Annotated in this window: 12 protein-coding genes; 6 read left to right on the top strand and 6 right to left on the bottom strand. The window is 51.5% G+C overall.

The genetic code is table 11. From position 1 onward, the window contains the following. Positions 1 to 3: 3 nt before the first annotated feature. The 5 genes from ADIMK_RS21415 to ADIMK_RS13270 form a co-directional block, all read right to left on the bottom strand. A complete protein-coding gene (locus ADIMK_RS21415; RefSeq protein ID WP_051692943.1) occupies positions 4 to 849 on the bottom strand; it encodes a DnaT-like ssDNA-binding domain-containing protein in 846 nt (281 codons plus the stop codon). Between the two features lie 4 nt (positions 850 to 853). Next, positions 854 to 1210: a hypothetical protein gene (locus ADIMK_RS13280; protein WP_036188980.1), complete on the bottom strand. Its 357-nt coding sequence runs from the start codon at positions 1208 to 1210 to the stop codon at positions 854 to 856. 16 nt (positions 1211 to 1226) lie between these two features. Beyond that, a complete protein-coding gene (locus tag ADIMK_RS21740; protein WP_081849788.1) occupies positions 1227 to 1424 on the bottom strand; it encodes a helix-turn-helix transcriptional regulator in 198 nt (65 codons plus the stop codon). Between the two features lie 214 nt (positions 1425 to 1638). Further along, entirely contained in the window at positions 1639 to 2382 is a 744-nt protein-coding gene (locus ADIMK_RS13275; RefSeq protein ID WP_036188977.1) for a hypothetical protein, read from the bottom strand. Between the two features lie 97 nt (positions 2383 to 2479). Continuing rightward, complete coding sequence (locus tag ADIMK_RS13270; protein WP_051692973.1) at positions 2480 to 3838, bottom strand: tyrosine-type recombinase/integrase; 1359 nt, start codon at positions 3836 to 3838, stop codon at positions 2480 to 2482. A 1163-nt stretch (positions 3839 to 5001) separates the two neighbouring features. Between ADIMK_RS13270 and ADIMK_RS13260 the strand changes: the two genes are divergently transcribed. The 6 genes from ADIMK_RS13260 (at position 5002) to gstA (ending at position 10827) form a co-directional block, all read left to right on the top strand. Further along, on the top strand, positions 5002 to 5508 hold the full coding sequence (locus ADIMK_RS13260) for a flavin reductase family protein (RefSeq protein ID WP_051692941.1): 507 nt from the start codon (positions 5002 to 5004) through the stop codon (positions 5506 to 5508). A gap of 50 nt (positions 5509 to 5558) precedes the next feature. Further along, on the top strand, positions 5559 to 6854 hold the full coding sequence (locus ADIMK_RS13255) for an acyl-CoA dehydrogenase family protein (protein ID WP_051692940.1): 1296 nt from the start codon (positions 5559 to 5561) through the stop codon (positions 6852 to 6854). Positions 6855 to 6931: 77 nt separating this feature from the next. Beyond that, positions 6932 to 8245 carry an MFS transporter gene (locus tag ADIMK_RS13250; RefSeq protein ID WP_197027537.1) on the top strand — a complete coding sequence of 438 codons (1314 nt, stop codon included), beginning with the start codon at positions 6932 to 6934 and terminating at the stop codon, positions 8243 to 8245. Positions 8246 to 8344: 99 nt separating this feature from the next. Beyond that, a complete protein-coding gene (locus tag ADIMK_RS13245; RefSeq protein WP_051692939.1) occupies positions 8345 to 9724 on the top strand; it encodes a carbohydrate porin in 1380 nt (459 codons plus the stop codon). Between the two features lie 42 nt (positions 9725 to 9766). Then, a complete protein-coding gene (locus ADIMK_RS13240; RefSeq protein WP_036188974.1) occupies positions 9767 to 10156 on the top strand; it encodes a nuclear transport factor 2 family protein in 390 nt (129 codons plus the stop codon). Between the two features lie 65 nt (positions 10157 to 10221). Then, positions 10222 to 10827, top strand: a complete 606-nt coding sequence (gstA, locus tag ADIMK_RS13235; protein WP_036188971.1) for a glutathione transferase GstA — start codon at positions 10222 to 10224, stop codon at positions 10825 to 10827. Positions 10828 to 10877: 50 nt separating this feature from the next. Here the strand turns inward: gstA and ADIMK_RS13230 are convergent, their stop codons facing one another. Then, positions 10878 to 11396 (bottom strand): MarR family winged helix-turn-helix transcriptional regulator, encoded by a 519-nt coding sequence (locus ADIMK_RS13230; RefSeq protein WP_051692938.1) that lies wholly within the window; start codon positions 11394 to 11396, stop codon positions 10878 to 10880. Positions 11397 to 11836: the final 440 nt, after the last annotated feature.

Here is an 11836-nt window from a genome sequence, read left to right as displayed (position 1 = left end):
CGCTCAGTCCTCCTCCGGAAAGTCAGCAAGGGGAGGAGGCGACCATTCGCCATTGCTGGCGCGGGCGGTTGAGCCCTGGGAGGACTCCAGCTTGCGAATATCGCGCTGTATCCAGCTAGCCAGTGCGGATTCCCACTGTGCTTGCCGTTTTACTTTGCTGGTCGCTTCATGGTGGTTACGGAAAGCGGCCAAGGCGTCAGCGTAGAGAGTGGGGTGGACAGCAAGGTTGATACCCATCTGCGCCAGCCTGGCATCCAGAGAGCGGCCAGGCTCCCAGTCGAAGGTCATGGCAAAGGCGCCAGCAAATGAATCACTGTAGGCACGGGTGAAAATCTGATCGATCTGTTCCGGTGTCGCGTGGTCCCCCAGTGGGGGACTACAGGGGGTATTCTCTTTCTCTTTCTCTTTCTCTTTCTCTAGCTCCACACTCCGTCCTATTGGAGTCCGTGTTTTGTCCGCTTCAGTTGCGGACATGTCGCGGACATCGTTTGGACAAACGGCGGAACTACTGCGTGAACGCGCCTTCCTTTTGGCATCAGTGGCCCGTCGCTTAGCGGACTGGCCGTTATGCTCTTCGAAGTTGGTTATGTGTATCGCGTCTTCGCTCTCCGAGATCCATCCAATCGCGACTAATGCTTCGCCAAAGCCATCGATACCCGCCTTGCGGTTGATCTGCCGAATAGACAAACCAGGCATCAGGCCGGTCTCGGTATGCTGATCGGCTGACATCCAGAGCCAATAGAGGCCGCCGATGATCGTCGCCTCTCCCTGATTTGTCAGATCGCACAGGCGTGCAATACGGGGATCATCCCAGAGGTTGCTGCGCATCTTGATCCAGTCGCCGGCCACTTTGTCACTCCCCCCAGGCGATCGGCGGGAGACCGCGCTTGCGGCGCAGCTCGTTGACCAGTTTGCGAGCCTGTTTCACTCCCGGGGCGGTCAGGCGATACCGGCTCATCATGGCCGTGTGGCCTTCATAGCCAGTGAGCTTTTCCGGTGCACCGATAAACTCGATACCATTTCGTGATTTGAACTCAGAAATAGTGCTTGGAAGGCAGTGATCAAACACGGGATCTTTCTCAGCCTCGCGGCGATTAATAGAGCCGTGATTGAGCACGTAAATTAATACACGCTCGATTTTGCGAGCGGGTTTGATGGTATTAGTGGACTGCAAATTGGTGGCTGCGGGGGCTGCTACTAACTTCTGCATATCACTCACCTCGTTCTCATGCCGCTGGCTGACTGTCAGCAGTACGCTGCTCCAACCACTGCTCCAGGTCAGATTCCAACCAGCCAACCCGGTTTGCGCTCAGACGAATAGGCCTGGGGAATTCACCACGATCCATTAAGCGGTAGATGGAAGTGCGGCTAAATGAAGTGCGTTTCTCTACTTCCTTGCGAGTCAGAATGACGTGCTTATTCATGCTGGTACCCATCAGTTGTGAATGTGTCGTGATGGGAATGTTGGCGCTGCTGGTTGGCTGTAAACAGATGAAAGGGTTTGTGATTTAGCCTAAAAGGGTGGGTATTGTTATTGATGTGAAAGAGGGGAAGGGTTTTGCGTTGTAGGGCTGATGGCCCCGAATCACGGGGCCTATAATGGGGATGACCCTTTTCAGTAAAGGGTTGGTACCCTTTTTATTTTCCTGTGGTAGGGCGACCGCCGGACTTATCCCAGTTGACCAATGAAGCGATCCTTTCCTGCTGGGTCTTGCCCAGTTCTGAGGCATTGTCGTTCAGCCATTCCACAACATCTCCTTTGGGGGATGCTGCTGACCCGAGGTTCTGTTTGTAGAGGTGTGACACGCCGAGCCAAGCCTTTAATGCCAAGGCCAATTGTTCGGCCTGGTGCACATGTTTGCCGTCCAGCAGTTTCTGGATCTCTAATAGGTCGGGCGGGGTCTCAAAGACTGGGCTGGCAGAAACGGCCTCATCAGATACTTGGCGTCCCTCATCAGCGGCTGCTTCGTTGCGGAAAAACTTCGCTTTAGCAGCCTCGTAGCCCATATTCTCATTGATGGCTCTTTCTTGGGCGTTAAACAAGAAGACCGGGGCTGAATCGTGGAGTGAGGTCCATCGCCTCAATTCACTTCTGGAAATTTTCGTTTTGGAGCAATCCAGGTCCGCCCAATAATCTAGGGTCTCTACATCAACCCTTTGACTGACTGGATCTGCTTCAACGAATACGGCGCGATGGTATGGCTCAAGCTCCTTGGCTTTCATCCCTTCGCTAATGGCTTTATTCCAGCTGATGGCTGATTCCCAACCATCGTAGTTCAGTCTTTTGGCAGATTCCGGACTCTCGACCTCGCTAGGATCGAGCTCTGCAATCAGTAGAGCTGCTTCATTAATTGAGTAGCTCGGCATGGTATGCCAACCCATGACACTTCCTCCCGTGTCCCCTCATTTATAGGAGGCTGACCAGGGCGGTGAGGTACCACCTTTTCCCGGCGTCCCGGTAGATCAGCCAAACTCTAAACTAAGCTTTGTAACCGAAAGTGGCGCTGATAACGTTGCTGTCTTTAGGCTGGGTCAAAACTGATAGTCTCTGCCCCAGTACCTCCCAAGCATGTTGCATCTCACGGGCGTAGCTATGGCGTTGATACGTCCTTTTAACTCTGTTCTGCTCGGTATGGTTGAGGCAGCGCTCAGCTACTTCGGGAAGGATCCCTGATTCGACCATCATCGTTGCAGCAGTGCGGCGTAGATCGTGTGGTGTCCACTTTCCACCAGGTAATAGCAGTGCTGCTCCGCTTTTGCTTCGTCCGCTCATGGGCTTTTGTTCTGGCTGACGTTGCCTGTCCTGGAGCTGCTTGTTGATTGTCTTGGGACAGACTGGAGCAGAATTGCTTCGGTTTGGATAGCACCAGGATCCTGAGCCAGTGTATTGCTGTAATCTTTTGAACTGTTCGACTGCAAAACTGGATAGGTAAACGGTATGTGGTTTGCCGTTCTTTGTGTCGGGCATGAACCACTCGCACCGTTCAAAATCGATATGCTTCCACTCGGCTGAAAGAAGCTCACCAATACGGCAGCCAGTCGATAGGGGGATCCAGACGGCAAGTTCTGTAGAAGGCATTAGTCCAGCATCCGGCATCTTCTTTACCAGCTGGCGGATTTCATCCTCAGATAGAACTCTGTCACGCTCAACACTCTGCCCACCGATATTGCTTTTGCTGATGGCGGCTGTGGGATCGGCCTCGACAATCTCCCTTACAACTGCAAAACGGAACATCTGGCGAAGGCTGGAAAGGGCTACTTTAGCCATGCGTGGTGTTCCTCTGGATAGGAACGTATCTGTTATCTCGGTAATGTGACGGCGGCGAATGTCTTCTGCCGCAACTGAGCCTATGGCGGGAAGAATGTCACGGGAGAAGAGACGGCGCATCTCCTCTCCTTGGTCTTTGCGGCGAATCAGATCAACTTTCATCCAGTGTTCAAACAGATCGTTGACTGTCATGCGGCTGCGGTGGAACTGGTTCTCTCGTTCCAGTCGGATACGCTCGGCTTCTTCCTTTGCCTGCCGGAGTTGTTCTTCTGCTTCGAGGTGCTGGCGCAGATCAGCAATACCGCTTTGGTGTAATCCGGCAAGCTCTTTTGCTTTCATTCTGGCTTGTATGAGGGTCAGACAACCTTGCGTTTCTTCACGGCTGTAATTGCCGATTGGCATGGTTTCCCGCTTGCCTCGGCTGTCGATGTACCGGAAGTAGAAGATCCGCTCTCCTTTTGGGGTGATTCGAATTACAAGGGCGCCGTGTCCTCTGATAACACTTTCGCTTAACCAGCGACTTCCTTCACCTGGCTTGGCATTGATTTGGCGGTCGGTAATGGAAGCCATGTGGTCTAATCTCTTCTCTGGTTGCCACTCGGTTGCCATTTGAGATTAGCTTAGGTGAGATCTCATGGGAACTGCTGAAAATAAAATTATATCTAAGTTATTGTTTAATAATTGATAAATTCTGATATCTTGGAATCGATGGGAATTTGAGAGAAGCGCTGAGAATGGTTTTTTCTTTTATGGGGTGCAAGGGGTAGCAGGTTCAAATCCTGCCGTCCCGACCATTAAAATCCTTTATTTTCAATATACTGAAGCGAACACCCGTTAGGGTGATCTGTCGTATTTTTTAGTTCGTACAGAATCTGGCTGCGGTGGTGCTCAGTCACTTGGGTATATGGTGATCCTGAACGCAGACGCGAACTCTATCGGAGTCTGATTATCCAGTGATGAGTGCGATCGTTGTTCATTGCATTGACTCGCCGCTCACTGATTAGCTGTCGAGCTTGAGCTAAGTCCTCGAGCTAGTGCTCGTTCAGACATTCACCCCTGAATTAGCCATTGAACCTCCCTTTATACCCGTTTCGCATCGTTTGTCTGGTTGTATCAGCTTCACTCTGTACTAGGTCGGGTGCCTTGCCGGTGAATTCACCGTTCCGGCGGCTTTAGGGTAGTCTCTGAACGCCACTATGGCATCAAGTGACCGACAGACCTGTTCGCCTGATATGCCCAGTGTAACTGGATATCCAGGCACTCTTTAGTGAAGTCATCCACGTTGGTCTGGCACTTGATGCGTCGCCCATTCGAGAGCGAGGCCATGATAAAGTCCATTGACCAGCTCTAGCTGGGGCCAATCAGGCCGTGTCAGAGGATGACGCTCCAGTATCATGCCTTTGCGGCGCCTACGTTTGCGAACGGCCAACTCTGCCTGCTGGTATAAGCAATAGCCCCTCTTATGGTCTATTTCAGCTCCTTTCAAGATAGGGGTGATCTGCTCTTCGATAAATCGCTCCTTTATGTTCATCGTCCTGAACATTTCTAAGAGCTTCATGGATTAGAAAGTGGGGAGCGGATCAGTTGACGAAGCAGCAAATATATTTTACCTTGCCTCTAAAGCAATGTAGTTTACCTACAAGCTAAATTATATTGCTTTAGCTTTGGTATAAATCAGCTGCGGCACCAGTCTCTGTTGAGAGTGGACGGCTAACGCTGTTACTTAGGGAGGAATGAAATTGACACACGAGAAAGAATGTCTTTCGGCCTTCGCTCGCCTGCCAAGCGGTGTGGTTATCGTCACCGCATTCGATGAGGTCCGAAAGCCCTTTGGCGCAACGATCGGAAGTTTTTCGTCACTCTCCATGGATCCGCCAATGGCAGTTTTTGCCATGTTCCAGACTTCGGCGACACTTGAGGCGATTCGCCAGACTGGTCGATTCGCTGTTCACTTTGTCGAATACCCGAATCGCTCGGCGGCCATGCACTTTGCGAGTCGATCAGCGGACAAGTTCAACGATGATCTGGAATGGGAAGAGTCGCAGGAGGGGCTGCCGATGCTGTCGGGCTTCAATACCTGCCTATCTTGTCGCCTCGTTGAGCTTCGGCCGGCCGGTGACCATGACCTTGTCATCTGTGCGGTCGAAGGGGTCGACCTGAGCGACATCCAGTGTGAACCCACTGCGTGGTTCATGAGTAGCTTTCATGAACTACAGAGGCCGATCTCTCTCTCGCACTGATAGGCGTTGAGTCGGATTGTTTAATATAAAAATTCATAAGGAAAAAAATAATGGAAGCGGCAATTAAACAAGTGCAGGGGACGGCAGCGGAGCCGTTCGAGTCTCCTTGGTCGACCACAGTTGGGCGGTCCATTCGTGACAAGGTGGTGGATCTTGTACCGATGTTGCGTGAAACCGCCCTTGAGGGAGAGAAATTGGGAGCATTGGCTCCTGAGGCGGTGAAGGCCTTGAGCGAGGCTGGTGTTTTTCGTCTGACTCTGCCGTCCGATTTTGGCGGTCTGGCTCTTGGCGCGCGTGATACTGTGGAGATTATTACAGAGGTTTCTCGTGGTGACGGTGCTGCGGGTTGGACTGCTTTTGTTGCGGGTGGGCTACGCAACATGCTGACCTTCCCCGATCAAGCAGTGAAAGAGATCTTCTCAGATGTGGCAAATTGGCACGGGCCGATTGCGGCAGGGGCTTCAATCTTCGCAACTAAGGTAGGTGAGGCACGCAAAGTCGATGGCGGTTACATGGTCAGCGGGTTCTGGCATTTCGGTAGCGGGTGCAAACATGCCAAATGGCTAGGTGTCGGCTGCGACTACGACCTGCCTAGTGGAGGAAAAGGCCGTGGGATGGCGATACTGGAGCGGGATCAGGTTGAAATTATCGACAACTGGCATGTGATGGGGCTAAAGGCCAGTTCGTCGAACAGCCTGACCGTTAAGGCGGAGGCATTCTGCCCTGAACATCGCTTCATGGACATGATGGAGTTCCCACAGCGCATGGATGAGGCACGTTATCGCTATAGCGGTTTTGCGAGTAAGTTTGATGGCCGCGGCTTGATGCTGCTCACTAACCTGAGTGTGATCGCGATCGTGCTAGGGATGGCTAAAGGCACGCTCGAAGTGTTTATTGATATGGCCAAGAAACAAAAGCCGTTCAATCTCCCCTATGAGCGAGTGGCGGATATGGCTTCGACTCAGGTTGCGGCGGCGAAAGCACATGGTGCGATCCGGGCTTCCGAAGCTGTGGTCTTGGCCAGCGCAGACCTTCTTGACCAGTACGCATCGGAAGGTCGAGAGATCCCGGCTGACGTCGAGCAATCGGTGGTAATGGAAGCTGTATGGGCAGGGCATGCTCTCGACGATGTGGTGGGGATGCTGCAGCGGACAATTGGATCCGCGACTGCTTGGGAAACAAACCCGATTCAGCGGTTTGCACGAGACATCCGTGTTGCGCTTTTGCATGGCGCGATCCGTCTGGAACCGATGGCGGAAATTTATGGCCGGCACCTGCTTGGTGTTGAACCATTCCCTATGTTTGGCGGCGGGCTGCCGGATCCTACCGCAATCCATAAACCTTAAGAAAATAAAAAGAATACAAGGCGCCTTGAGCGCCTGTTTACAAGGTATGAGCGACAAGCTCAATGGGGAGGTAAATCATGGAAAGTGCTGTACCGGCTGAGAAGCCGACGGGTGATATGGCTTTCGAGGATGCGGAGAATAGGGAGGGGTTTGAATACAGTTTTCACGCTAAGAAGGTTCTCGGAGCGCTCTGGTTAATGGTGCTCCTGGTAATGGCAGTACCTACGATTGGTGCCTCGATCCTGAATGCGCAGATGATTCAGGATCTGCAGATGGATCGAGCTGCCTTCGGTATGGGGTTCGGGTTGTTCATCATGATGATGGGTCTACCTGGGCCTGTGGTGGCGATAGCCACCACGCGGCTTGGGTACAAATGGGTGACGACTATCGGATGCAGTCTATTTGTGCTGGGTGCAGTCTCAATGGCGACCTGGGTGACGGGTGGCTGGCAGTTTGCGGTCGCTTTTGGCTTGCTGATCGGTGCTGGTGTCGCTTTTGCCGGTATGCTGCCGGCACAAACGGTTGTGGCCAAGTGGTTTTTCCTACGTCGGGCGCTTGCCATCTCGGTGGTGCTTTCGGCAATCGAGGTCGGGGGGTTCATTTCACCGCCGGGATTGGATGCGTTGCTGAGCGTACTTGACAACGACTGGAGGCTGGCTTGGTGGTTTATCGCTGCACTGGGAGCGATCGCTTTGATTACTGCTACCGTGGTGATCGATGAGGCTAAGATTGACCGAGCCGTTGCACAAACGCTGACTGCCGACAGTGCGGTTTTCATGAACCCAAAAGTCCACAAGAGCACTTTCGAGTGGACTCTCAAACAGGCAATCAGGACCCGTACATTCTGGTTTTTGCTTCTGTTTGTCTCGTTCGTGGGAATCTGCTGGGTATTCGTAATGGCGCACGGGGTTGTGCACCTGCAGGATATCGGCTTGAGCTCTGCCGACAGTGCGATCGCCGTCGCAATATTGGTTGTCGGTTCGTTCATCGGCAACGTGGGTGCAGGTGTCTGGGGAGACCGTATTCCCCCGCACTATATCGCGGTTGTCGCGGTAGTGCTGATGGCTGTCGGGCTTTTTCTCATGATGCACCCTGAGGACATGACGGGGATCCTAGCCTATGCACTGCCGCTCGGAATAGGGTATGGCGCTACGCAAGTTTGCACCATGGCACTGATTGGCAACTACTACGGTAAGAATTCATTTCCGATGCTCTTCGGTGTGATGATGCCCCCCTCGACGATTCTATCGGCTGTCGGCGCTGGCGTTTCGGGTGCGCTTTTCGATGCAACTGGAACTTACCTGATTGCGTTTTGGGTATCGATCATGCTCTGCCTAATCCTAGTGCCAGCAATGCTCCTGGCCACACCACCCAAAATGGCTTCAGTCTGATTTACGTATCACCCAACTCCAAAACAAACTCACATAATTGAGTGGTTTTTAAACAAAAAATACCCAACATTCAAAAAAAATAATAAAAGAGAGGATGTAATGAATATAAAATTCGTCATATGCTTTGCGCTTACTGCAATATTTTTAACGGAAACGTCTGCAGCAAAAGAAATTTCAAAGTCGGATGATACCGGCACTGAAATTCAGGTTATGCCGAACGAATCAAACTTCGAAGGCCCACTATCTAACATTGGTAGGCTACTTGACAACGCTGGCGTTGAGCTAAATTTAACCTATCTTGATATATATCAAAACGCACCGGATTTCGGATTTGCCGGTGGAACTAATGTCAATATCGGCGGCTTGATTGTTGATACGACTTGGCATGTGAATGACAACTTACGCTTAAACTTAACTGAAACTATAAACGAAATATCGCACAATGAAGATGAATACACATTTGAGATTTCTAACGTCTTTTTCCCTATTCCGGTAATTGACTCTAGAACGGATGTAACTCGATTTTCTTTTGCGATCGATAATGCTGATGACAGGTTGACGCTCGAGGCGGGGCGTATACCGATAGCTCTGGACTTCATGCGAGGGCAATTTTGTGCTGGATATGGCTGCATAAATTCAACTAAAGCTGTAAATCTCAGCATGCCGGGTGAAACGCTTGCGGTATGGGGCAGCCAATTGTCATATCGTCCTACGCCTGAGACTACTTTCAACTTTGCCATCGCAGAGGATAATCCAGAAAACTGGCAAACGGGGAATGGATGGGATTGGGATGAAGGTGATCGAGATGGCTTGTACTTTGTCGCAAACGTTTTTCATGAAGAAAGCTTGATGACTAACCCCAAACCACTGAAATATGAAGTTGGAATTGCGCACACAACCTCGTCTTACGAAGATGCGCTTTACAGCTCTGGATTCGGGAACCCTGAATTTCCATTTTCACCAACCGTTATTACCCATGAAGGAATGACAACACTATACGGGCAGGCTAGGAAAACGATATGGAAGGAAAATCCATCTGCTCCCTTTAGTAAAAGTCTTGCTGTTTATGGTGGATTGTTCCACACGATTGGTGAGGGTGTAGCGTATCCTTGGGAAATATACGCTGGGGCAGAGTATAGCGGGTTTCTGCCGAGTAATCCGCTTTTGACGGTCGGATCGTCAGCTCGTTACATTAAATTGGACAAAAAACGCGCCGAATATGAAAGGAACGCTCGTCGTTTCTTCTCTGGGGTTGATGAAAAGCAGCCGCGCGATACATTTTTGGTTGATGTTCACGCATCAACTCCGATCGGAAAATTCGCTTTTCTTGAGGCGACGGCGGCCTACCTAATAAATCCTAACACGACTGTGTTAGCAGATTTTTCAGATGCTCGGCTTAAAGACGATTGGGTTTTTGGTTTGAACCTGGTATGGGACATCAGCGCCGCAACCGGCCTTTCGCCTCGAAAAATGCCTTGAGAACCATCGGGATAGAAATCTTATATCTATAGGAGCAAGAACATGACCGAACAGGAAAAGAACAAGGAACTCGTCCGACAATTCTACCGTCAGGTGTTTGATGGACAGAACGCTGAGATTGTCCCGGAATTTGTGGCCGAATCCTATGTCCAGCATTGCGATCATATCCCGCCAGGCCGCGAAGGATTACAAGCATTTGTGCGTATGATCTTCCCAGATGGGCCTGTGAAGGCGCCTGACGAAATGCGTAACCCCCCACTCTTCATGGTGGCCGAGAACGACATGGTTGTCGTCTGTGGATATCTTCCTCAGCCCGATCCCGAGAGGCCCGGTGAGACATATGATTACTACCTCTTCGATGCGTTCCGTGTGCAGAACGGCAAGCTTGCTGAGCACTGGAGCGGCGTAAACAAGATTGCGTTACCAAAGTAATGAAAATTCATCGCCGACGGCAGTCCCAAAGGGCTGCTATCGGCACTATCAAAGGAAATAAAACCATGAAGCTTTATTCACTCCCAGGTGCGTGTTCAACGGCCTGTCAAATTATCCTTTTGGAAACCGGGGCTGATTTTGAGACGATCAAGGTCGACCTGAAGGAAAAGACTTTACCTGATGGGGCCAGCTATCTTGATATTAATCCAAAGGGGCAAGTGCCGGCCTTGGTACTTGATGACGGTACAGTGCTGACTGAGGCGGCGGTTATTCTGCAGTATGTGGCTGACAAAGCAGGGCGCACTGATCTCTTACCCGCGTCAGGCAGTATCGAGCGCTACCAAGTGCTGTCGTGGGTCAATTATATTGCGACCGAGTTGCATAAGACGTTTTCGCCGCTCCTTCGGCCCTTTACGCCAGAAGCCTACACAGAGCAAACACGCACAATGCTGTTGCCGCGTGTATTGGGCAGGATCAATGCTCAACTGGGAACGACACCCTACCTCGCTGGAGAGACTTTCTCCATTGCGGACGCCTACGCGTTCGTGATTCTGTCTTGGGCCCGTGTTCTCGATTTTCCGCTGGAACCTTGGCCGGGAATTATTTCTTACATGGGCCGTATCGCCGAGCGCGAGGCTGTGCGCGAAGCCTACAAGTTGGTTCGCCCTTGACCTAACCGGCACTTCTGCGGGTGGTTCTGGACGATGCGCCGCTCTGCCCGCTATCTCTTCCCAGCGCTGGAGTCGACAAGCTGGGTAATCATTCCATCGAGTACTCGATTGAATTCTACCAAGTCGGCTTTGGGGATGTTCCGCAACGTGAGAAGAAAGCGGGAGCGTTCGTTCAGAGCCTGACGAACTTTTAGCCCTAAAGCCTTACCCGTTTCAGTCAGTTCTACATAAGAGGCGCGCTTATCTTCTGACGAGTTTTCGCGCCGGATGTAGCCACGTGCTTGTAAACGATCCAGCCGTCCGGTAATTGCACCGGTTGAAACGTTGCAGAGTGCGGCAATATCGCTGGGCCTTATACGTGAGGGGGTATTGTGGCGTGACAGGATCAACAGTACATCACTGTCGCCCACGCCTATATGGAATTCGGCCAGTACATCCTGCAGTGCCTGCTGTTCGAGTTCTGCCAGAAAACGGATGCGTAAGGCGGCCTGGACGACGATTATATCGTCATTTGGGAAGTCCTGACCCCACAGGACCAGCAATTCGTCAAACAGATTGGTTGTGTACAAAAGAGCTCCTTGGACAACGAAATTCTAAGCGGTCGAAGTTTTCATGCTTTCCCCGCGGCCCCAGATTCCTCATTTTTCCGCAGTTTAAAACCATAACTCAAGGCGACAATAAACGCTGAGACCGAGCATATCGTATAACGGGGGGAGGCGGGAGCGAGCTGCCCTGCGAGGATTTCAGCGCGAAAGTATAACCCCAGGCGTGCGGCATGGCCACCATATAAACTAGCTTCGCCAAGGCTGGCCGTATGACTGATATGCCGTCAAGGATTGTCAGTATCTGCCGAAGGTAGCGAATCGGGTGATAAGTTGACACGGGAACACCAACTTTCCCGGTTGACGCTCTTGTCGAGTCGGCAAGTGAATCGTCCCTAGTCTTCTAGATACCTCAATGCCTTAAAGTGAGGCAACATCGGATGTGTTCTGTCTAATCAGCGTTATCC

This window comes from Marinobacterium lacunae, assembly GCF_000705555.1.
Classification (GTDB): domain Bacteria; phylum Pseudomonadota; class Gammaproteobacteria; order Pseudomonadales; family Balneatricaceae; genus Marinobacterium_D; species Marinobacterium_D lacunae.
This window is presented reverse-complemented; position numbering and strand designations above follow the sequence as displayed.